Below are 23,670 nucleotides of genomic sequence, written 5' to 3'. Positions count from 1 at the left end.
GTAATCCTCAGCTCCGAAGCCCGCCGAAAAACTCACCGCTCCCGCAAAGCCTCCCACCGCGCCTTGAGCACTGGCTTCAAGATGTAGTCCAGCACGCTCTTCTCGCCGGTGATGATATCCACCGTCGCCACCATGCCGGGGATGATCAGCAGGGGCTTGGCATCGGTGCCCAGGTGGTTCTTGTCGGTGCGCACCTGGATCATGTAGAAGCTGTTGCCCTTGTCGTCGGTGATGGTGTCGGCGCTGATCACTTCCAGCTTGGCCTTGAGTCCGCCGTAGATGGTGTAGTCGTAGGCGGTGAACTTCACCGTGGCCGGCTGGCCGGGATGGAGGAAGGCGATGTCCTGCGGGCGCACCCTCGCTTCCACCAGCAGGTTGTCCTCCAGCGGGACGATTTCCACCATGTCGTTGCCCGGCTGTACCACACCGCCGATGGTGTTGACCTTGAGCTGCTTGACGATGCCGCGCAGGGGGGCGACCACCAGGGTGCGGTTGACCTTGTCGTCGATGGCGCGGCTGGTAGCGGTCAGCTTGTTGAGGTCGGTGCGGACGTCGTTGAGCTCCTTCAGCGCGTCGCTGCGAAAGCCCAGTTTCGACTCTTCCACCTTGCGCTGGATCTCGTTCACCGCCGCCTCGGCGCGGGGGATGGCGAGGTTGGTAGCGTTCAGGTCGCCGCTGATTTCCACCGCACTGCGACGCAGGCGCAGCAGTTCCACCGGGGACACCGCGCCGGCCTTCACCAGCGGCTCGGACATGTTGATCTCCTGCTGCACCAGCCCGAGGCTCGAGCGGTACTGCTGGGTCTTGGCGCGGAATTCCTGAAGTTCCTGAGCCTTTTGCCGCAGCTGTTCCTGGAGGATGTTCAGCTCGCTGTTCTGCCGCTGCATGCGCGTCTGATAAAGCGCCAGCTGGTCTTCCACCACTTGCGGCGCATCTTTCTTTAGGGCGTCGGTGAAGGCCGGTTCGCGCCCTTCGGCTTCCGCGCTCAGGCGTTCGACGCGGGCTTCGAGGGAGTTGCGGTCGGCCTCAGTCTCGCCCTTGTTGGAGGAGAAACGGGTGTCGTCCAGGCGCAGCAGCGGCTGGCCCTTGTTCACCACCTGCCCCTCGCGGACGAAGATTTCCGAGACGATGCCGCCCTCCAGGTTCTGGATGGTCTGCACCTTGGAGGAGGGGATGGCCTTGCCTTCGCCCTTGGTCACTTCCTCGATATCGGCGAAGTAGGCCCAGGTGATGGCTGCCACCAGCAGCCCGAGCGCCGCCCAGAGGGTGATGCGGGTGGCGTTGGGCGAGTCTTCCAGCAGGGTGCCCTGCACCTCGGGCATGAATTCGGTGTCGCGGGCGCCATTGCCGCCCAGGTAACCGCGGATCGATTGCGAAAAGTGCATGGCCATTACCCCGCTGCCGGGCCGACGTGGCCCTTGCGCAATGCTTCGATGACCGCGTCTTTCGGGCCGTCGGCGACGATGCGGCCGCTGTCGAGCACCAGCAGGCGGTCGACCAGGCTGAGCATCGAGGTGCGGTGGGTGACCAGCAGCAGGGTCTTGTCGCGGCAGGCCTCGTGCAGGCGCTTGCGCAGGATTTCCTCGCTGCTGTTGTCCATGGCGCTGGTGGGTTCGTCGAGCAGCAGGATCGGCGGGTCGAGCAGCATCGCGCGGGCCATCAGCACGGCCTGGCGCTGGCCGCCGGAGAGCAGCTGGCCGCGTTCGCCCACCGGGCGGTCGAAGCCGGCCGGGTGTTGCCGGGCCAGTTCGCTGACGCCGGTCAGTTCGGCCACTTCGAGCATCCGCGCATCGCTGACGTAGCGCGCGCCGAGGGTCAGGTTGTCGCGCAGGCTGCCGGCCAGCAGCGGCAGGTCGTGGGCCACGTAGCCGATCTGCTGGCGCAGGTCGGAGACATCGAGCTGGCGCAGGTCCAGGCCGTCGAGCAGGATCTGCCCTTCGTCCGGGTGATAGAAGCCCATCAGCAGACGGCCGAAGGTGCTCTTGCCCGAACCGCTCTTGCCGATGATGCCGATCTTCTCGCCGGGGGCCATGCGCAGGCTGACGTGGTTCAGCGCCGGGGTGGTCTGCTCCGGGTAGCTGAAGCTCAGCTGGCGGACTTCCAGCGCTCCGTGCAGCTGGGTGCGCTCCAGCGGACGCTGGCGGGCCTGACGCTCCTGCGGCAGCTCCATCAGCGCGTCGGTGCTCTTCATGGTCAGGCGCGCCTGCTGGTAGCGGGTGATCAGCCCGGCGATCTGTCCCAGCGGGGCGAGTACGCGGCTGTTGAGCATGTAGCTGGCGACCAGTGCGCCGACGCTGAGGTTGCCGTCGAGAATGCTGTAGACCCCGGCGCAGATCATCGCAAGGCCGGCGAACTGCTGGAGGAACAGGGTGCCGTTGGTGGCCAGCGCACTGAGGAAGCGCGCGTGGTTGTCCAGCCGCGCCAGGGCGCCGTGGGTGGACTCCCAGCGGTACTGCCGCTCGCTTTCGGCGCCGCAGGCCTTGAGGGTTTCCAGGCCGCCGAGGGTCTCGATCAGCAGGGCCTGGCGTTCGGCGCCCAGGGTCAGGCTCTTCTGCACGGTATCGCGCAGGCGGCTCTGGATGATCAGGGCGAACACGATGGTGATCGGGAAGGCCAGCAGCGGCACGGCCACCAGCCAGCCGCCGAGCAGGCCGATGACCAGGATCATCAGGAGTGAGAAGGGCAGGTCGATCAGGCTGGTCAGGGTCAGCGCGGTGAGGAATTCGCGCAGGCCCTGGAAGTCATGGATGCTCTGCGCGAAGCCGCCGACGGTCTCGGGCTTGGCCTTGAGCGACATGCCGGTGATGCGTTCGAACAGGGTGGCGGAGAGGACCACGTCGGTCTTCTTGCCGGCCATGTCCAGCAGGTTGGAGCGCAGCACCCGCAGCAACAGTTCGAACAGCGTGCCGATCAGCAGGCCGGCGGCGAGCACCCAGAGGGTCGACAGCGCCTGGTTGGGCACCACGCGGTCGTAGGTCTGCATGACGAACAACGGCACCAGCATGCCCAGCAGGTTGATCAGCAGGCTGGCGACCAGCGCGTCCGTATAGAGCCAGCGCGACAGCCGCAGGGTGTCGCGGAACCAGGCTTCGACGCGCGGTACCAGCGGTTTGCGCGCCGCTTCCAGTTCGTGACGCGGGCGGGCGAAGAGGGCCTGGCCGCTGTACTGGGCGGCCAGCTCGTCGGCGCCGACGGCCTGTTCGCCGCCTTCGGTCTCGCAAGGCAGGATCAGCGCCTGGCCGTCTTCGCGCCACTGGCGCAGCACGGCGCTGCGGCCGTCGTTGAGCAGCAGCAGGACCGGCAGGTTCAGGTTGGAGATGCTGCGCAGTTCGCGGCGCAGCAAGCGGCCCTGCAGGCCGGCACGGGCTGCGGCCCGCGGCAGCAGGGCGGCGGAGAGCCGCTGGTCGCGCAGCGGCAGGCCGGCGGACAGGCTGTTGCGGCTCACTGCGCAGCCATGCAGGCGGCAGAGGATCAGCAGTCCGTCGAGCAGGGGATCGTCATGGCTCAGGCGCGGATCGCCCGGTGCGGGTGTGCCGCGCTCCTGGATGATCATGGTCACGCTACTTCCTCCCGGGCCGGGACGACCCGCGCCAGCGGCACCCGGCGAACACTTGCAGGTGTTCGCCGGGTGTGGCCGGTCGCCGGGTTTTCCGTGCCCCTTCGTATCGCTTCACGGCCGTCGCCCCGACGCCGGGCGGCGCGGGGCAGAGTGACGAGCGCGTGCGATTTTCTTATTTCAGATCAGGCAGGCGTGCCTCGTTCTTCACATCCGACAGGGCCACGGCCTCGTGCGGCGCGACGACATGCTGCGAGCGCAGCAGGGCGCCCATGCTGCCGAGCACGCGGTACATCGAGTATTCCTCGGTGTAGCGCACGTCGACGTAACGGCGATTGGCGGTGAACAGTTCGTTCTCGCTGTCCAGCAGGTCGAGCAGGGTGCGCTGGCCAAGGGTGAACTGCTGCTGGTATGCCTCGCGCACCTTGCGGGTGTAGTCGGCGTATTCGCGGGCGGGCTGGGTCTGCTTCTTGGAGTTCTCCATCGCGTCCCAGGCCAGCGAGAGGTTTTCGTTGAGCAGCCGCAGCGCGTTGTTGCGGATGTCCTGGGCCTCGTTGATCTGGTGCGAGGTGGCGTTCAGGTGGGCCTTGTCGCGCATCCCGTTGAACAGGTTGTAGCGCATCACCACCTGGGCTTCCCAGCTGTTGTAGTGGCCTTCGTCGCCGTCGACGTTGTTGTTGGCGGCCTTGGCCAGCTCGGCGTCGAAGCGCGGGTAGAAGGGCGCCTTGGCGGCCTCGTACTGGGCTTCGGCGGCGTTGACGTCGGCCTGGGCCGATTTCAGCAGCGGGTTTTCATTGAGCATGCCCTGACGCGCGGCGAGCAGGTCCGCCGGGACTTCCGCCTTCACGGTGGAGGGGGCTTCGAGCTGGTCCGGCATGCGGCCGGTGGCGCTATAGAAGCTGGCCTCGGCATCGGCCAGGTTCACCTCTTCGGTGTAGAGGTTGTTCTGCGCCAGGGCCAGACGGGCGATGGCCTGGTCGTTGTCGGCGGTACTGCCGACACCACGCTCGCTGCGCAGGCGGATCTGGTCGCCGATGCGTTCGTGGGCCTGCAGGTTGTTCTTGGCCAGCGTCACCATCTCGCGGCGCTTGAGCACATCGAGGTAGACCTCGACGGTGCGCAGGGCGGCGGTTTCCGAGGTGCCGAGGATGCGGAAGGCCTTGGCGTTGACGTTGGACTCGTTGCGCTTGACCTCGTTGGGGGTGCCGAAGCCGTCGAACAGCATCTGCCGCAGACGGATTTCCGCATCGCCGCGGGTCAGGGTCTCGTCGTTGTGGTTACCCGCTGCGCGGGTGCTGGGGCTGTCGGTGTTCTCGCGGCCATAGCCCGCGACAAGATCGACGGTTGGCAGGTAGCCGCCCCTGGCGAATTTGAGCTCTTCATCCGCGGTGAGGCGGCTGTTTACGCTCTGGCTGATTTCCGGGTGGTATTGCAGCGTGCTTTGTATAGCTTCGGTCAGCGTCATGGCTTGCCCATGAGTCCCCGACACCGCCAAAAATACACCGCTCCATAGTGCCGCGTTACGACTGCGCATGGCTTTGCTCCTGGTGTTCTTGTACTTCGATGCTCTTTGGTCGCCAATTTATTGGCTTTTTTCTCTTATCAAGCGTTTCACGCCTGTAACATCAGAGCTAAGAACAACTTTTCGAAAACCTCAGAAGAATTTTTCACAAGGGTTATTCGGAAAAAATCTTATGAGTCATGTGAAAAACCGCACATTGTTTGAACGTGCAAGCCCTCGTGTTTCCTGGGTATGGGCTGGAGCAGGCGCTTGCAAAAGAAGCCAGGTACGGTTTGTAGCAGTTAGGGCGGGGACCACCGCAGAAGGACAAGAAAACGCGTGGCCAGCATGACAAAAAATTGTCGCTGGCTTTTTGATGCAAAAGCGCTAGCAGTCCTTTTCGCACCCTTCGCAACTTTCTTCGCAGCATCCGGATACAAGCGTGCCATGGCCTGTTTCGGTCAATCGTGCGTCGGTGGAACCGGCCACGGGATGTGCAGCGGAGGAAGGACTCATGGCTACTTTGATGGGTGTCGTCAGCAAGGTAATCGGCGAAGTGTTTGCGGTAGCCGCCGATGGATCGCGTCGTCCTTTGGAACAGGGAGACAAGGTTTTTGTCGGTGAGCAGCTGGTCACCGGCGCCAATGGCGCAGTCGCGCTGAAGGTCGCCGGCGGCGGCGAGATCACGTTGGGCCGCGACAGCGCCCTGCCGCTGACCTCGCAGATGCTCTCCGCCGCGCACCAGTCGGAGCAGGGTGACCAGGCGGTTGCCCAGCAGCAGCCGGCGACGCCGACCCAGCAGGACGTCACCGACGTCAAGGCCCTGCAGGCCGCAATCGCCGCAGGCGTGGACCCGACCCAGGCTGCCGAAGCCACCGCCGCCGGCCCGAGCGCCGCGGGCGCCGCCAACGGCAAACCCGGCGGCGGGCACTCCTTCGTGCTGCTGACCGAAGTGGGCGGGCATATCGACCCGACCATCGGCTTCCCGACCGGGCCCATCGGCTCCGGGCCCCTGCCCCTACGTGAGTTCGACGGCACCCCGGATGTACGCCTCGAGGCCGAACCGCCTGTGGTCCCGCCGGATGGCGTGCCGAGCGCCGGCCCCAGTGGCCCTGGTGGCGCCAATGTGTTCGAGGCCGGCCTGCCCGGCGGTATTCCCGATGGTGTGGGGGAGGGGGCGACCCACTCCGGCACCCTGGGCTACAGCTTCGGGCCAGATGGCGTTGGCAGCTTCTCCTGGGGCACCGCAGGGCTGCCCAGCCTGACCTCCGGTGGCGTCGCCATCACCTATAGCGTCAGCCCCGATGGTCATGTGCTTACCGGCAGCGCCAATGGCACGCCGGTCTTCACCGTGACCCTCACCGATATCAACACCGGTGCCTTCGAGGTCACCCTGCTGCAGCCGGTGGATCACCCGGTCAAGGGTTCCGAAGACACCCTGAACTTCGATATCCCCTACACCATCACCGACGGCAACGGCACCCCGGCCAACGGCACGCTGACCGTGGGCATCGTCGACGATGCGCCGCAGGCCAGCCTGTCCGCCGACATTGGCGTGGACGTCCTGCTGCAGACCCATGACGCCAACACCGCAGGCGCTGCCTTCGACACCTCCAGCGCTGATTACAGCTCGGCCTTCCAGGTGACCGCCAACTACGGCGGCGACGGCGCCGGCACCACCCAGCTCAGCTACAACCTGAACCTGGTGAGCGGCAACGGCAGCGACTCGGGCCTGACCAGCGGCGGCGCGACCATCTACCTGTACAGCGTGGGCGGCGCCATCGTCGCTTCCACCTCCGCCAGCGCTGCTGGCATCACCGGCGAGAACACCATCTTCAGCCTGTCGGTGAACGGCGATACCGGTGTGGTCACCCTGACCCAGTTCAGCGCCGTGGACCACGGGCTGCCGGGCAGCGACGGCAACTACGCCAGCCAGAATGCCGTGCTCGATTCCGGCCTGGTGCAACTGCAGGGCAACCTGACGGTAACCGACCGTGATGGCGACAGCGTTTCCTCCAGCAGCTCGCTGGACCTCGGCGGTCGTGTCAGCTTCACCGACGACGGCCCGAGCATTGCCGTGGGCAACACCGAAGGCCTGCACCTGACGGTGGACGAGTCCGCCCTGGGGACCGACGCCACCAGCAGCGTGGCGGCAGGCGACCTGTTCAATGCGCAGTTCGGCGCGGACGGCGCCGGCTCGATCACCTACAAGGTCGAGACCCAGGACAACACTGACAGCGGCCTGAAAGACACCGCCACCGGCAGCCAGATCTTCCTGTTCAACACCGCCAGCGGCGTGGAAGGCCGCGTGGGCGGCGTGAACGGTGAAGTTGCGTTCCGCGTGACCCTCGGGCAGGACGGCAAGATCACCCTCGACCAGGTCCGTGCCCTGGTGCACCCGGACAACACCGACTCCAACGACCCGCTCAGCATCGGTGCCGGCAAGATCAGCCTGACCGCCACCGTGACCGACGCCGATGGCGACCATCAGAGCGCCGGGCTCGACCTGGGCAGCAAGCTGACCTTCCTCGACGACGGCCCGAGCATTTCCGTGGGTAGCACCGAAGGCCTGCACCTGACGGTGGACGAGTCCGACCTCGGTCAGAACGCCACCAGCACCGGTTCGGTGGCCGATCTGTTCAACGCCCAGTTCGGCGCGGACGGCGCCGGCTCGGTCACCTACAAGGTCGAGACCCAGGACAACACCGACAGCGGCCTGAAAGACACCGCCACTGGCAGCCAGATCTTCCTGTTCAACACCGCCACCGGTGTCGAAGGCCGCGTGGGTGGCGTGAATGGCGAAGTCGCCTTCCGCGTGACCCTCGGGCAGGACGGCAAGATCACCCTGGACCAGGTCCGTGCGCTGGTGCACCCGGACAACACCGACTCCAACGACCCGCTCAGCATCGGTGCCGGCAAGATCAGCCTGACCGCCACCGTGACCGACGCCGATGGTGACCATCAGAGCGCCGGGCTCGACCTGGGCAGCAAGCTGACCTTCCTCGACGACGGCCCGCGCATCGCGCCCATCGAAGGCGGCGACCTGCACCTGAGCGTGGACGAAACCACCCTGGGCCAACCGGCGACCAGCACTGGCTCGGTGGCCGAGCTGTTCAACGGCCAGTTCGGCGCCGATGGCGAAGGGTCGATCACCTACAAGATCGAAGCCGCCAACAACACTGACAGCGGCCTGACCGATACCGCCAGTGGCCAGCGGGTAATCCTCTTCAACACCGCCAATGGAGTGGAAGGGCGCCTGGAAACCAGCGGCGAAACCGCCTTCCGCGTGACCCTCGGCCCGGACGGCAAGGTCACACTGGAGCAACTGCGCGCGCTGGTGCATTCCGACACCAGTGATCCCAATGATTCGCTGAACCTGGCCGGCAAGATCGCCCTCAGCGCGATCATCACCGACAAGGACGGCGACAGCGCGACCACCTCGATCGACCTGGGCGGCAAGCTGACCTTCCTCGACGATGGTCCGAGCATCACGCCGAACACTGCTCATGACCTCCAGCTGAGCGTGGATGAATCCACCCTGAACCTGGATGCCACCAGCACCGCCAGTGTTTCCGACCTGTTCACCGCGCACTTCGGTGCCGATGGTCCGGGGCAGATCACCTACAAGATCGAGACCGAGGACAACACCGATAGCGGCCTGAAGGACACGGCCAGCGGTGACCAGATCTTCCTGTTCAACACCGCCAGCGGTGTAGAAGGCCGGGTCGGCGGCGAGAACGGCGCGGTCGCCTTCCGCGTGACCCTGGGCCAGGACGGCAAGATCACCCTCGACCAGGTGCGCGCCGTCGTGCATCCGACTCCGGGTGACAACAACGAAGGGGTCAGCCTCGATGCGAACACCCTGACCCTGACCGCCACCATCACCGACAAGGACGGCGACAGCTCCTCGGCGAAAATCGACCTGGGCAGCAAGCTGACCTTCCTCGACGACGGTCCGAGCATCGCGCCGTGCGAGGACGTGGATATCAAGCTGACGGTGGATGAGACCCACCTGAACGTCGATGCCACCAGTTCGGCCACGGTGTCCGACCTGTTCACCGCGCACTTCGGCAACGATGGCGCGGGCGCGATCAGCTACAAGGTCGCGACCAACGACAACACCGACAGCGGCCTGAAGGACACGGCGACCGGCAGCAAGATATTCCTGTTCAACACCGCCAACGGTGTGGAAGGTCGCGTGGGTGGGGAAGACGGCACCGTCGCCTTCCGCGTGACCCTGGGGCAGGACGGCAAGATCACCCTCGATCAGGTGCGCGCTATCGTGCACCCGACTCCTGGCGACAATAACGAAGGCGTCAGCCTCGCCACTGGCAGCGTGACCCTCACCGCGACCATCACCGACAAGGACGGCGACAGCGCCCAGGCTCACATCGACCTGAGCGGCAAACTGACCTTCCTTGATGACGGCCCGAGCATCGAGCCCTGCAACGATGCAGACATCAAGCTGACCGTGGACGAGACCCACCTCGGCGTGCCCGACACCAGCAGCGCTTCGGTGGCCGATCTGTTCACCACCCACTTCGGTGCCGATGGCGCCGGTACCATCACCTACAAGCTGGCCGGGGCCGACAATAGCGACAGCGGGTTCAAGGACACCGAGACCGGGCAGAAGATCTATCTGTACAACACCGCCAACGGCATCGAAGGCCGCCTGCAGGGCACCGATACCGTGGCCTTCCGCGTATCCGTGGATGGCGACGGCAAGGTCACCCTGGAACAGCTGCGCGCGATGGTGCATCCGGATACCAGCGATGCCGATGATGCACTGAGCCTGAGCGGCCAGGTCACCCTCACCGCCACCATTACCGACAAGGATGGCGATAGCGCCAGCGCCCATATCGATCTGGGCAGCAGCCTGACCTTCCTCGACGACGGCCCCAGCATCGCCCCGTCGAGCATCTACGACATCAGCCTGGAAGTGGACGAGTCCAACCTCGACAACGACGCACGCGTCGAGTCCAGCCTGGTTTCGCTGCTGTTCGAGTCGCACTTCGGCGCCGACGGCGCTGGTGGCATCACCTACAAGATCAGCACTGTGGATGGAACTGACAGTGGCCTGAAGACCACTCAGGGCGATGCCATTCTGCTTTACAACGTCAACGGCACCGTGGAAGGCCGCGTACAGGGCAGTGGTGCGGTCGCCTTCGTGGTCAGCGAGGACAACGGCGCGCTCATGCTCGACCAGCGCCTGGCGCTCAAGCACCCCGACACCAGCGACTCCGATGATCCGTTGCGCCTGGATAGCGGCAAGATCACCCTCACCGCCACGATCGTCGATGGCGACGGCGACAAGGCCTCGGCCCAGGTCGACCTGGGTAGCAAGATGGTGTTCTACGACGATGGCCCGCACATCGAACCGTGCACCGACGCGGATATCCGCCTGACGGTGGATGAGACGAAACTGGCGGTCGACGACAAGGCTTCGGCGAACGACGTCGCGGCGCTGTTCACCAGCCACTTCGGCAATGACGGTGCCGGCGCGATCACCTACAAGATCACCACCACCGACGGCACCGACAGCGGCCTGAAGGACACTGCTACCGGTAACAAGATCTTCCTCTTCAACACCGCCAACGGCGTCGAAGGCCGCGTGGACGGCAGCGGTCAGGTGGCGTTCAGCGTGACCGTCAACAACGGCGCAATCACCCTCGATCAGCAACGCGCGCTGGTGCATCCGGTGACCAGCGATGCCAATGATCCGCTGGGTATCGGTACCGGCAAGATCGCCCTCACCGCGACCATCACCGATGGCGACGGCGACCACGAGTCGGCCAGCGTGGACCTGGGCAGCAAGCTGACCTTCCTCGACGACGGCCCGCACATCGAGCCGTGCACCGACGCCGATATCCGCCTGGAAGTGGACGAGTCCAATCTCGCCAGCGACGCGCGCGTCGAAGCGCCCCTGGTGGCCAACCTGTTCACCGCGGACTTCGGCGCTGACGGGGCCGGCTCGATCACCTATAAGGTCACCACCGTGGACGGTACCGACAGCGGTCTGCGCGAAACCGCCAGCGGCGCGCGCATCCTGCTGTTCAATGACGGCAATGGCGTGGTCGGCAAGGTCGAAGGCAGCGGCGCCATCGCCTTCGTGGTTCGTCCCGATGGGGGGGCGCTGACCCTCGATCAGCGCATGGCGTTCGTCCATCCTGACAGCAGCAACGACGATGAAACGCTGAGCATCGCCAGCGGCAAGATCAGCCTGACCGGCACCATCACCGACAAGGACGGTGACAGCCAGAGCGCCTCCATCGACCTGGGCAGCAAACTGGTATTCCACGACGATGCCCCGAGCATCAGCGCCAATGTCGGCAAAGCGCCGACGCTGACGGTGGATGAAACGGCGCTGGCCACCGACGTCACCGGCAACTTCAGCGGTGCCTTCACCTCCAGTACAGGCGCCGACGGCGGCAGCGTCAGCTACAAGCTCTCCGCCACCACCGGTACTGTCAGTGGGCTGCAGACCACCGGCGGGCAGAGCATCGTGCTGGTCAAGGTCAGCGACACCGTGGTCGAGGGGCGCGTGGGCAACAGTGGCGGCGCGGTCGCCTTCAGCCTGACCCTCGACAGCGCTACCGGCGAACTCAAGCTCGACCAGCAAATGGCGCTCAAGCATGCCGACACCACCAACCCCGATGACCCGGTGAGCCTGTCGGGCAACAAGATATCCCTGGTGGCGACCATCACCGATGGCGACGGCGACCATAAGTCCGCCAGCATCGACCTGGGCGGCAAGCTGGTGTTCAAGGACGACGGCCCCGCGCTCATCGCCGGTGGCAACGTGACCGGCCAGGTCATGGAGGATGCGCTGCCCGGCGGCAACCCCGATGGCGCCAGCGACACCACGACTGCCAAGGGCTCGCTGACCAGCCTGGTGAACTTCGGTGCGGACGGCCCCGGCGCCTTCTCGCTGACCGGCGACTACTCCTCGCTGACCTCGCAGCACCTGACCTCCGGCGGCGTGGCACTGGTCTACAGCGTGGTCGGCAACCTGCTGACCGCCATGGCCGGCGCCAAGACCATCTTCACCCTGTCGGTGGATACGGCGGGCAACTACGAGTTCAAGCTCGTCGGGCCGCTGGATCATCCGCTGCACAATGGCAGTGATGCGGAGCAGCTGGCGCTCAACCTCGGCGGCCTGATCAAGGCCACCGACGGTGACGGCGATCCGGTCAGCCTGGGCAGCGGTTCGCTGGTGATCAACGTGCAGGACGACCTGCCGGTGGTGCACAGCGAACCGCCGTGCCAGGACGTTTCCGAAACCCCCGGCTTCGTGCTCAACGGCACGCTCGATGTGAGCTTCGGCGGCGACGGCCGGGGTGCCTTCGACCTCAGCGGCAATACCGCGCCGGATGGGCTGACCTACGTGGTCACCCAGCTGCCGGGCGGCGGCTCGCAACTGACAGCCTATGACGGCTCCAACGAGGCGTTCTTCGTCCTCAAGGTCAATGCCGACGGCACCTACAGCTTCGAAGTGCTCAACTCGCGGCCGATCTCGACCGTGGAATATGACCTGACCCAGGTCTCCGCTGGTGGCCCGCGGCCTTCCGTCACCCTGTCCGCCGATGGCCTTTCGGTGGTCTTCACCAGCCCCAACGGCAACGTGAACCCCTCCGACAACGGCATGGGTGTGGGCGGCAACAACCTCATCACCCCGGGCGAGAACCTCAACATCGCCTTCAGCGAGAAGATCTACGACGTCAGCTTCGACGTGCAGAAACTCTCCACCAGCGATGTGCTCAGCTGGAAGGTGCTCGGCGAAGGTGGTGTGGTGCTGGCGACCGGCACCTACTCGCCGCCGGCCGGCAATGGTGAGAACAGCTCGGTCTCCTTCAACCTGCTGACCGATGGCCACTTCACCAGCGGTTCGGCCTTCCAGCTGTCCGAAGGCGGCTTCAACTCGGTGGTGCTGAGCAGCAGCAGCGGCGACTATCGTCTGGTCACCGTGTCTGCCGGGCAGTCGGTCCTGCCGGAGAACCTGGACCTCAACTTCCACGTCGGCCTTACCGATGGCGACGGCGACAGCGCCGGGCTGAACCTGTGCCTGGACCTCAGCTCCCCGCAGTCGGTCCTGGTGGTGGGCAGCAACAGCAGCGACCTCGACGGGTCCAGCACCCAGCACACCCTGCCCAACCCGCAGGATGTGGATAAGTCCGGGACCATCAGTGGCGGTGCTGGCAACGATGTGCTGGTGGGCGATCCGGGTGGGGTGTCGGTCTATACCCAGCCGGGCAAGAACTACAACATCTCGCTGATCGTCGACACCTCCGGCAGCATGAAGGACCCCTCCGGTACCGGCAGCCTGTCGCGCATGGACCTGGCGAAGAACGCGCTGGTGAACCTGGTCAACGCCATCAAGGGCCACGACGGGGTCATCAACGTCAGCCTGGTGTCGTTCGGTGACAGCGCCACCCGCGTCAGCTACAACGGCCTGACGGCAGCCAACGTGGCCTTGCTGATCTCCGCGATCAACGCGCTCAGCGCCAACGGTGCGACCAACTATGACGATGCCATGCAGAAGGCTTCGGCATGGTTCAACACTCAGGTCGGCACCAACCACGCCGATGCGGCCCACGGCTACGTCAACCTGGCGTTCTTCCTCACCGACGGCAACCCGACCGTCTACAACGGCAACTCCGGCAGTGGGAACAGCACCAGCTACAACGACATGAACGTCGCGATCACCTCGGGCAACGACATGCTGCACCATGCCGGCACCCTCGTCGGCGACAACTCGGTGGCGGTCAATGCCATCGGTATCGGCAACGGCATCAACAGCGACTACCTGCGCTACTTCGACAACACCAACACCACCGGCACCGTGGTGACCAATGTCGACGGCACCAATCTCTCCAACACGGTCGGCCAGCCGCAGATCATCAACACCGCCGAGCAGTTGCAGGCGGCGCTGCAGGAAGGCTTCAGCACTAGCACACCGGTGAGCGTGGGCAACGACCACCTGGTCGGCGGCGCGGGTAATGACATCCTGTTCGGCGATGTCATCAACACCGACCAGCTGGCCTGGGCCGGGCATGCCGCCGGCACGCACAACGGCCAGGGCTTCCAGGGACTGGTGGACTACCTGACCGCCACCAATGGCACCGCGCCGACGGCGGCCACGATCAGCAACTACATCATCCAGCACGCGGATCAGCTCAACGTCGCCGGTGACATGCGCGGTGGCGACGACACCCTCGAAGGCGGCGCCGGCAATGACCTGATGTTCGGCCAGGGCGGCAACGACAAGCTGATCGGTGGGCCCGGCGACGACATCATGTACGGCGGCACCGGCGCGGATGAGTTCATCTGGAAGTCCGGCGATACCGGCCACGATGTGATCAAGGACTTCAACATCGCCGAGCACGACGTGCTGAACTTCGCCGACCTGCTGCAAGGGGAGGCCGCCACGGCTTCGTCGCTGGCGCATTACCTGACCTTCTCGGTCAACGCCGGCACCACCACCATTGGCGTCAGCCCGATCAGCAATGGCACCGTCACCCAGACCGTCGACCTGGCCAACGTCGACCTCGCCGCCAAGTACGCGGGCCATGCCGGCAACGGCGTGCTCTCGGCGGGGGATACCCAGACCGTGCTCAACGGCCTGCTGGGCGATCACGCGATCAAGACCGACACCGTCTGACCCGTGTGGAACCCCTCGAAACCGCCGCCTCCGGGCGGCGGTTTGTTTTCCACCCCGCTCAACGAGGGTGGGGGCAGGCTTATACGGCTGGTGAATGATCGTCGCCCTGTGTCCTCACTGGCGCCTATGCTCGGGGCCACACCATCCTCCCCAACGAACAACAAGCAACGAGGTTTCCCATGCGCGAAGTGGTGATCGTCGACAGCGTCCGTACCGGCCTGGCCAAGTCCTTCCGTGGCAAATTCAACATGACCCGTCCGGACGACATGGTCGCCCATTGCATCGACGCGCTGCTGGCGCGCAACAACCTCGACCCGCTGCTGGTGGACGACTGCGTGGTCGGCGCGGGCTCCAACGAAGGCGCCCAGGGCCACAACATCGGCCGCAACGCCGCCGTACTGTCGCGCCTGGGCACCCATGTCGCCGGCATGACCCTGAACCGCTACTGCTCCTCGGGTCTGCAGGCCATCGCCATTGCTGCCAACCAGGTAGCCTCGGGCTGCAGCGACATCCTCGTGGCCGGCGGCGTCGAGTCCATCACCCTGACCATGGGCAAGCAGAACCTCGACAACTTCGTGAACCCGCGCCTGAAGGACGAGTTCCCCGGCATCTACTACCCCATGGGGCAGACCGCCGAGATCGTCGCTCGCCGCTACAACGTCACCCGCGAGCAGCAGGACCTGTACTCCCTGCAGAGCCAGCAGCGCACCGCCCGCGCGCAGGCCGAAGGCCTGTTCGACGATGAAATCGTACCGATGAGCGTGAAGTACCTGGTGGAAGACAAGGCCACCGGCGAGAAGAAAGTGCTCGACGGCGTGGTCGACCGTGACGACTGCAACCGCCCGGAAACCACCCTCGAAGGCCTGAACTCCCTCAAGCCGGTGTTCGCCGAGGACGGCTCGGTCACCGCCGGCAACGCCTCGCAGCTCTCCGACGGCGCCTCGATGACCCTGATCATGAGCCTGGAGAAAGCCCTGGAACTGGGTCTCAAGCCCAAGGCCTTCTTCCGCGGCTTCACCGTCGCCGGCTGTGAGCCGGACGAGATGGGCATCGGCCCGGTGTTCTCGGTGCCCAAGCTGCTCAAGGCCAAGGGCCTGCAGATCGCCGACATCGACCTCTGGGAGCTCAACGAAGCCTTCGCCTCGCAATGCCTGTACGCCCGCGATCACCTGGGCATCGACAACGAGAAGTACAACGTCAACGGCGGCTCCATCTCCATCGGTCACCCCTTCGGCATGACCGGCTCGCGCCAGGTCGGCCACCTGGTGCGCGAACTGCAGCGCCGCAACCTGCGCTACGGCATCGTCACCATGTGCGTAGGCGGCGGCATGGGCGCCACCGGCCTGTTCGAGGCTGTTCGCTGAGGCACCCGGCTCTTCCCACGCAGGAGAGCCGAACGCAAAAAGCCCCGGCAGCGATGCCGGGGCTTTTTCTTTGCCCAGTGTTGGAGCCGGGGGTATCTGCAGGCAAAAGAAAACCCCGGCTGGCATGCCGGGGTTCGTGTGGCCAGGAGCTGAAGGAGATCAGCGTCCGACGCGGGCGAACAGGTCGGAGGCCTGCTGCATGCGGGTGATGTACAGCATCACCTCGCGCTCAGCATCGAAGCGCGTGAAGTAAGGGCCTTCCAGCGTTCCCTCGCGGGTGGAGAAAAAGTACTGACCGTTGACCGCGCTGATGCGGTCGCTGCGGTAATGGGTGGCCGCCTGGCCGTCGCCGACGCGTTGTCCCAACATGGGCTGACCTCCCGAACTAAAGGATTAATTGAATCGAGTGTATGTCGCAAAGCCCCGCCGTGCCTGGGCTACGCAGGAATGGCGACGAACGGCAGGCAATCGTTTCAGCGATGAAACACTCACCGGCATGGGCTTCACGTTCCCTTGACTATGCTCAGTGTCCGGCGACGGTCGTCGTCGGGCAGGGTCGAGAAAAGTAGATTGTTTTGGTTATAAGAAAATCAAAATATATTCTTTTTAATGCGAAAAGACCTTGTGCATAGTGGTGACCAACACGAACAAGGAGAGACCCATGAGCTTGCGACTCGGCGACATCGCCCCCGACTTCGAACAGGAATCCAGCGAAGGCCGCATCCGTTTCCATGAATGGCTCGGCAACAGCTGGGGCGTGCTGTTCTCCCACCCGGCCGACTTCACCCCGGTATGCACCACCGAGCTGGGTCTGACCGCCAAGCTCAAGGACCAGTTTGCCGCCAAGGGCGTTAAGGTGATCGCCCTGTCCGTCGACCCGGTGGACTCCCACGTGAAGTGGATCGAAGACATCAACGAGACCCAGAACACCGTGGTCAACTTCCCGATCATCGCCGACGCCGACCGCAAGGTCTCCGAGCTGTACGACCTGATCCACCCGAACGCCAACGACACCCTCACCGTGCGTTCGCTGTTCGTCATCGACCCGAACAAGAAGGTGCGCCTGACCATCACCTACCCGGCGAGCACCGGGCGCAACTTCAACGAGATCCTGCGCGTCATCGACTCGCTGCAGCTCACCGACAACCACAAGGTCGCAACGCCCGGCAACTGGCAGGACGGCGACGACGTGGTGATCGTGCCCTCGCTCAAGGACGAGGAAGAGATCAAGCAGCGCTTCCCCAAGGGCTACCGCGCCATCAAGCCGTACCTGCGCCTGACGCCGCAACCGAACAAGTGATCCGAAGCGGCGGCGCGTCGGCCAGCCTGCGTCGCCAGCGACAGCGAGATGCTCATGTGCTCTGGCACACTCCGCTCTCACTGCCGCTGGTGCCTTGCCTGACTCTGGCTCGCGTGCTCCGGAGGCCGAAGTCTCAACCTCGAGCGGAAATCGGGCCGGTTCGCCGGCCCATTTTTTATCCTTCATGCGCGGACCACGCCGCGCTTTTTTATTCAAGCTCTGCTTTCTGTTCGATCTATTCGATCTGACTTGCCCGCCAAACGGGAAGAAGACGCAAGCCACGCCAAGGAGAAGACCATGGGTCATTCCACCTGGCGCCGCAGCCTGGCCGTCGCTCTTCTCGCGAGCCTGCCGATCGGCGCCTACAACAGCCCCGCCCAAGCCGCCGACGCCCCGAAAGAGGTGCGCCTGGACTACGCCTACTACGCGCCCACCAGCCTGGTGCTCAAGCACTTCGGCTGGCTGGAGAAATCCCTCAAGCCGCAAGGCACCGAGGTGCGCTGGGTGTTCAGCCAGGGCAGCAACCGTTCGCTGGAGTACCTCAACGCCGGCAGCACCGACTTCGCCTCCACGGCGGGGTTGGCTGCCGTCCTCAGCCGCGCCAACGGCAGCCCGCTGAAGACCGTCTACATTGCCAGCCGTCCGGAGTGGACCGCACTGGTGGTGCCCAAGGATTCGCCGCTCAAGTCGGTGGCCGATCTCCGGGGCAAGAAGATCGCCGCCACCAAGGGCACCGACCCCTACCTGTTCCTGTTGCGCAGCCTGCAGCAGGCCGGGCTGGACAAGAACGACGTGGAGATCGTCCACCTGCAGCACCCGGACGGCCGCGCCGCGCTGGAGCAGGGCAGGGTGGACGCCTGGGCCGGCCTCGATCCGCACATGGCCGCCAGCGAGCTGCAGGCCGGGTCACGACTGCTGTACCGCAACGTCGACTTCAACAGCTACGGCGTGCTCAGCGTCACCGAGAAATTCGAGAAGGAGCAGCCGGAGCTGATCAAGCAGGTCATCGCTGCCTATGAAGAAGCGCGTCAGTGGGCCGTGGCGCACCCGGAAGAGACCGCGAAGCTGCTCGCCGAGGAAGCCAAGCTGCCGCTGGAAGTGGCGAAGCTGCAACTCTCTCGCACCGATTTCAGCAAGCCGCTGCCGGGTGCTGAACAGGTGGCCGCGCTGAAGGCCGCCGCACCGATCCTGCTGGACGAGCAACTGGTGCGTCCGGGGACCGACGTCACTGCCGTGGTGGATCAACTGATCGCGCCGCAACTGGCCGGTGAAGTGATCGGCAAGCCCGCCGTCGCCAGGGCGGAGCAGTAAGCCATGCCGTCCCAGAGCCTGCCCCTGGCCCGCCAGCGTCGCGCACTGAAACTGCGTTGGCCGCGTCTGAGCTGGCGCGCCTGGCTGGTGCCACTGCTGCTGTGTGCGGCGCTGGAGCTGTCGGTGCGCATCGGCTGGCTGGCCGAGCACCAGATGCCGGCGCCCAGCAGCGTTGCGCTGACGCTCTGGCAACTGGCCCAGGGCGAACTCTGGAAGCATGTCGCGGCCAGCCTGGCGCGGGTCGCGGCCGGTTTCTTCATCGGCGCGGCGGCGGCCGTGCTGATCGGTACCTGGGTAGGGCTCAGCCAGCGCGCCGAGGCCTACCTGGAGCCCACCTTCCAGGCGCTGCGGGCCATCCCCAGCTTGGCCTGGGTGCCCTTGCTGCTGCTCTGGCTGGGCATCGACGAAACCCCGAAGATCGTGCTGATCGCCCTCGGCGCCTTCTTCCCCGTCTATCTCTCGCTGGTGGCCGGCGTGCGCAACGTCGACCGCAAGTGGGTGGAACTGGGCCGGCTTTATCACCTGTCGCCCTTCGCCCTGGTGCGGCGCATCCTCCTGCCGGCGGCGCTGCCGAGCCTGTTCACCGGACTGCGTGGCGCGCTGAGCCTGAGCTGGATGTTCCTCGTCGCCGCCGAACTGATTGCCGCCACCCGCGGCCTGGGCTACCTGCTCAGCGACGGCCGGGAAACCTCGCGGCCGGACATCGTCATCGCCGCCATTCTGGTGCTGGCGGTGCTCGGCAAGCTCAGCGACAGCCTGCTCAAGGCGCTGGAACAGCGTGCGCTGGCCTGGCGCGATACCTTCCTTGGCAATGGAGTGAGCGGATGAGCGCGCTGCTGGAACTGCGGGACATCCGCAAGAGCTTCTCCGACGTGCGGGTGCTGGACGATGTCAGCCTGAGCCTGGCGCCGGGCGAAGTGGTCAGCCTGCTCGGCCCCAGCGGTTGTGGAAAAAGTACGCTGCTGCGCATCGCCGCTGGGCTGGACGACGAGTTCGCCGGCTCGCTGGTGCGCAACCCGCTGCTGGGCTTCGGCCCGGATGGCGGTAGCGGTCGTGGCGGTGGCGGCGTCGGTGTGGTGTTCCAGGAGCCGCGCCTGCTGCCCTGGCTCACGGTGGCGCAGAACATCGGCTTCGCCGACGGCTGGCTGGCCGATGCTCAGCGCATCGAGCATCTGCTGCGCGACGTGGGGCTGGAAGGCAAGGGCGAGCTGTTGCCCAAGCAGCTCTCCGGTGGCATGGCGCAGCGCGCGGCCATCGCCCGTGGTCTCTATGGGCGGCCGCAAGTGCTGCTGCTGGACGAGCCTTTCAGCGCGGTGGACGCCTTCACCCGCATTCGCCTGCAGGACCTGATCCAGCAGTTGGCGCTGGAGTACGACATCAGCATCCTGCTGGTCACCCACGACCTCGATGAGGCCTTCTACCTCAGTGACCGCGTCCTGCTGCTGGGCGGTACGCCCAGTCGCCTGCGCCGCGAATTCCCCGTGCCGCTGCCGCGTCCGCGCGATCGTCGCGCCGTGGAACTGGCCTTCCTGCGCGGCGAAGCGCTGACCGAGCTGCACCTGTCCCACGTCATCTGACGTTCCGCCCCTACGGGATGCTGCTGTGCTCGGATCGGCCCTCACCCTAGCCCTCTCCCGGAGGGAGAGGGGACCGTTCGGTGCAGGATGAAACCACAGCATCAGCCGGCACGGCCTGCCCCCTCTCCCTAAGGGAGAGGGTTGGGGTGAGGGGGAAATGCAGGCGCGGAATTATCCAGGAGAAGACAATTGCTCCTGCGTATAAATCGAAATCGCATAACTAAATGAATAAATACCATTTATTGGAATATGAGAAGGACTGTTAAGGTCTATGCACATTGGTTAGCAGGGCGGCATTTGTACCGCTCTGATCGTTATAAGGAAGCGTGCAGATGTATGTAGTCACCCTTGCCGGCAGCCCCAGCCAGCGTTCCCGATCCGGTGTCCTCCTGGACATCGCGCGGAACTGGCTGCACGCCCACGGCGCCGAGGTGCGCTCCTACAGCGTGCGCGACTTCCCGGCCGAGGACCTGCTGCATGCACGCTTCGACAGCCCACGGGTGGTCGAGCTGATCGAACAGGTGCTGCGCGCCGACGGCCTGGTCATTTCCACCCCGGTGTACAAGGCGTCCATCGCCGGTGCGCTGAAGGTGATTCTCGACCTGCTGCCGGAGCGGGCGCTGGCACACAAGGTGGTGCTGCCCCTGGCTACTGGCGGCAGCAATGCCCACATGCTGGCGGTGGACTACGCGCTCAAGCCGGTCCTCGCCGCGTTGAAGGCCCAGGAAACCCTGCACGGCGTGTTCGCCGAGGAGAGCCAGGTGCAATACCCCGAGGGCAATACCCCGGCGCGCCTGGAATCGACCCTGGAACATCGACTGCTGGAATCCCTGGAACAGTTCCACGGCGCCCTGGCGCGCCGGCCGAAACCCATCGACCCGAACCTGCTCAACGAACGGCTGATCAACGCCCGCTGGAGCATCTGACCGACCCATTCAACGCAGGCGAACGCCCAGCCCCAACCCGGCAAGCGTCTCCGCGTCAAATAAGAAAAGGCCCTCACCGTCCCGACAACGGGACCGCAGGTCCGGCAAGCACACTCGATAAAGGAGCACTCCCATGCGGACCCTCACTTTGCGTAGTGGACTGGCGGCCCTGCTGATCGCAGCCCTGTCCTACAACGCCCAGGCAGACGAACAACCCGGTACCGTGCGTATCGGTTACCAGAAGTACGGCACCCTGGTGCTGCTCAAGGCCCGTGGCACGCTGGAGAAGCGCCTGGCCGAGCAGGGCGTCAAGGTGCAATGGACCGAATTCCCCGGTGGCCCGCAGCTGCTGGAAGGGCTGAACGTGGGCAGCATCGACTTCGGCGTCACCGGCGAAACCCCGCCGGTGTTCGCCCAGGCTGCTGGTGCCGATCTCGTCTACGTCGCCCATGAGCCGCCGGCGCCGACCAGCGAAGCGATCCTGCTGCCCAAGGATTCGCCGATCAAATCCGTCGCCGAACTCAAGGGCAAGAAGGTCGCCCTGAACAAGGGCTCCAACGTGCACTACCTGCTGGTGCGCGCCCTGGAAAAGGCCGGCCTGAAGTACAGCGACATCCAGCCCGTGTACCTGCCGCCGGCAGACGCCCGCGCCGCCTTCGAGCGCGGCAGCGTGGATGCCTGGGTGATCTGGGACCCGTACCAGGCCGCCGCCGAGAAGCAGCTCTCCGCCCGCACCCTGGTGGACGGCACCGGCCTTGTGGATAACCACCAGTTCTACCTGGCGACCCGCCCCTACGCGAACAACCACCCGCAGGTCATCACCACCCTGATCGACGAAGTGCGTTCGGTCGGCGAGTGGTCGCAGCAGAACCCGCAGCAGGTCACCGACCAGGTCGCGCCGCTGCTCGGCCTGCCGGCGGACATCACCTTCACCGCGGTGAAACGCCAGGGCTACGGCGCCCAGCCGATCACCCCGGAAGTCACCGCCGCGCAACAGAAGATCGCCGACACCTTCACCCAGCTGAAGCTGATCCCGAAGGCGCTGAGCATCAAGGACGTGGTCTGGACGGCGCCGGCCAAGGTGGCCGCCGCCCAGTGACACACCTGTAGGAGCGGGCCATGCCCGCGACCGGCCTGACGCCAGGCGCGACGCGGTTTGCGGGCATGGCCCGCTCCTGCACAAAGCAACACGAAATACCCCAATCCCATCATCGCGCGGCTACGCCACGCCGGCGCGCTTATCTGGAGTTACTGCGATGAGTCTCAACATCTTCTGGTTCCTGCCGACCCACGGCGACGGCCACTACCTGGGCACCGCCGAAGGGGCCCGCGCCGTGGACCATGGTTATCTGCAACAGGTCGCCCAGGCCGCCGACCGCCTCGGTTTCGGCGGCGTGCTGATCCCCACCGGCCGCTCCTGCGAGGACTCCTGGCTGGTCGCCGCCTCGCTGATCCCGGTGACCCAGCGCCTGAAATTCCTGGTCGCCCTGCGCCCGGGCATCATTTCCCCGACCGTGGCCGCCCGCCAGGCCGCAACCCTCGACCGGCTCTCCGGCGGGCGCGCGCTGTTCAACCTGGTCACCGGCGGCGACCCGGACGAACTGGCCGGTGACGGCCTGCACCTGAGCCACGCCGAACGCTACGAAGCCTCGGTCGAGTTCACCCGCATCTGGCGCCGCGTGCTGGAAGGCGAGACCGTCGACTACGACGGCAAGCACCTGCAGGTGAAGGGCGCCAAGCTGCTCTATCCGCCGATCCAGCAGCCGCGTCCGCCGCTGTATTTCGGTGGCTCTTCCGATGCCGCCCAGGACCTCGCCGCTGAGCAGGTCGAGCTGTACCTGACCTGGGGTGAGCCGCCCGCCGCCGTCGCCGAGAAGATCGCCCAGGTGCGCGAGAAGGCCGCCAGGCAAGGCCGCAGCGTGCGCTTCGGCATCCGCCTGCACGTGATCGTCCGCGAGACCAACGAGGAAGCCTGGCAGGCCGCCGATCGCCTGATCTCCCACCTGGACGACGAGACCATCGCCCGCGCTCAGGCCTCGCTGGCGCGCTTCGATTCCGTCGGCCAGCAGCGCATGGCTGCCCTGCACGGCGGCAACAGGGACAACCTGGAAGTCAGCCCCAACCTCTGGGCCGGTGTCGGCCTGGTACGTGGCGGCGCCGGCACCGCGCTGGTCGGCGACGGCCCGACGGTCGCGGCGCGCGTGAAGGAATACGCGGAGCTGGGCATCGACACCTTCATCTTCTCCGGCTACCCGCACCTGGAAGAGTCCTACCGGGTCGCCGAACTGCTCTTCCCGCATCTGGAACTGGCTCAGGCACAGGCACCGCAGGCGCGTGGCTACGTCAGCCCGTTCGGCGAGATGGTGGCAAACGATTCTCTACCTCCTAGAAAGCTGCCCAAGGCGGCTGCAGCGAGCTGAGCAAACGTAGGGCGAATAACGCGCAGCGTTATCCGCCGTCGATCCCGAACGGCGGAT

General features: G+C 65.5%; 13 protein-coding genes. 9 read left to right on the top strand and 4 right to left on the bottom strand.

Features of this window, described 5'->3' with window-relative positions; genetic code table 11:
- Nucleotides 1–32 precede the first annotated feature (32 nt).
- From IB255_RS01775 to IB255_RS01765, 3 genes are all read right to left on the bottom strand, one after another.
- Complete coding sequence (locus IB255_RS01775) at nt 33–1,385, bottom strand: HlyD family type I secretion periplasmic adaptor subunit (RefSeq protein ID WP_081519489.1); 1,353 nt, start codon at nt 1,383–1,385, stop codon at nt 33–35.
- Nucleotides 1,386–1,390: 5 nt separating this feature from the next.
- On the bottom strand, nt 1,391–3,553 hold the full coding sequence (locus IB255_RS01770) for a type I secretion system permease/ATPase (RefSeq protein WP_081519193.1): 2,163 nt from the start codon (nt 3,551–3,553) through the stop codon (nt 1,391–1,393).
- Between the two features lie 178 nt (nt 3,554–3,731).
- On the bottom strand, nt 3,732–5,021 hold the full coding sequence (locus IB255_RS01765; protein WP_412548105.1) for a TolC family outer membrane protein: 1,290 nt from the start codon (nt 5,019–5,021) through the stop codon (nt 3,732–3,734).
- A gap of 550 nt (nt 5,022–5,571) precedes the next feature.
- Here IB255_RS01765 and IB255_RS01760 point away from each other — a divergent pair.
- Both IB255_RS01760 and IB255_RS01755 read left to right on the top strand, forming a co-directional pair.
- Nucleotides 5,572–14,715 (top strand): retention module-containing protein, encoded by a 9,144-nt coding sequence (locus IB255_RS01760; RefSeq protein ID WP_139791613.1) that lies wholly within the window; start codon nt 5,572–5,574, stop codon nt 14,713–14,715.
- A gap of 179 nt (nt 14,716–14,894) precedes the next feature.
- On the top strand, nt 14,895–16,079 hold the full coding sequence (locus IB255_RS01755) for a thiolase family protein (protein ID WP_081519196.1): 1,185 nt from the start codon (nt 14,895–14,897) through the stop codon (nt 16,077–16,079).
- A gap of 159 nt (nt 16,080–16,238) precedes the next feature.
- Here the strand turns inward: IB255_RS01755 and IB255_RS01750 are convergent, their stop codons facing one another.
- Nucleotides 16,239–16,448 carry a DUF6316 family protein gene (locus tag IB255_RS01750; RefSeq protein ID WP_081519197.1) on the bottom strand — a complete coding sequence of 70 codons (210 nt, stop codon included), beginning with the start codon at nt 16,446–16,448 and terminating at the stop codon, nt 16,239–16,241.
- A gap of 292 nt (nt 16,449–16,740) precedes the next feature.
- Between IB255_RS01750 and IB255_RS01745 the strand changes: the two genes are divergently transcribed.
- From IB255_RS01745 to ssuD, 7 genes are all read left to right on the top strand, one after another.
- Nucleotides 16,741–17,379, top strand: a complete 639-nt coding sequence (locus IB255_RS01745) for a peroxiredoxin (RefSeq protein WP_045212297.1) — start codon at nt 16,741–16,743, stop codon at nt 17,377–17,379.
- Between the two features lie 297 nt (nt 17,380–17,676).
- Complete coding sequence (locus IB255_RS01740) at nt 17,677–18,690, top strand: aliphatic sulfonate ABC transporter substrate-binding protein (protein ID WP_139791614.1); 1,014 nt, start codon at nt 17,677–17,679, stop codon at nt 18,688–18,690.
- 3 nt (nt 18,691–18,693) lie between these two features.
- Nucleotides 18,694–19,518 carry an ABC transporter permease gene (locus tag IB255_RS01735; RefSeq protein ID WP_151187888.1) on the top strand — a complete coding sequence of 275 codons (825 nt, stop codon included), beginning with the start codon at nt 18,694–18,696 and terminating at the stop codon, nt 19,516–19,518.
- Nucleotides 19,515–20,267: an ABC transporter ATP-binding protein gene (locus IB255_RS01730; RefSeq protein ID WP_192209736.1), complete on the top strand. Its 753-nt coding sequence runs from the start codon at nt 19,515–19,517 to the stop codon at nt 20,265–20,267. Before IB255_RS01735 ends, IB255_RS01730 begins: the two co-directional genes overlap by 4 nt.
- A 332-nt stretch (nt 20,268–20,599) precedes the next feature.
- Nucleotides 20,600–21,193, top strand: coding sequence for an NADPH-dependent FMN reductase (gene ssuE, locus IB255_RS01725; protein ID WP_081519200.1), 594 nt, complete (start codon nt 20,600–20,602; stop codon nt 21,191–21,193).
- A gap of 133 nt (nt 21,194–21,326) precedes the next feature.
- A complete protein-coding gene (locus tag IB255_RS01720) occupies nt 21,327–22,292 on the top strand; it encodes a sulfonate ABC transporter substrate-binding protein (protein WP_081519201.1) in 966 nt (321 codons plus the stop codon).
- A gap of 157 nt (nt 22,293–22,449) precedes the next feature.
- Nucleotides 22,450–23,613 carry an FMNH2-dependent alkanesulfonate monooxygenase gene (ssuD, locus tag IB255_RS01715; RefSeq protein ID WP_081519202.1) on the top strand — a complete coding sequence of 388 codons (1,164 nt, stop codon included), beginning with the start codon at nt 22,450–22,452 and terminating at the stop codon, nt 23,611–23,613.
- Nucleotides 23,614–23,670 lie beyond the last annotated feature (57 nt).

Source organism: Pseudomonas sp. PDM22, from assembly GCF_014851965.1.
In the GTDB taxonomy this organism is placed as follows: Bacteria; Pseudomonadota; Gammaproteobacteria; order Pseudomonadales; family Pseudomonadaceae; genus Pseudomonas.
Note: the sequence above shows the minus strand (reverse complement) of the source record. Positions and strands in the feature narration are given on the sequence as shown.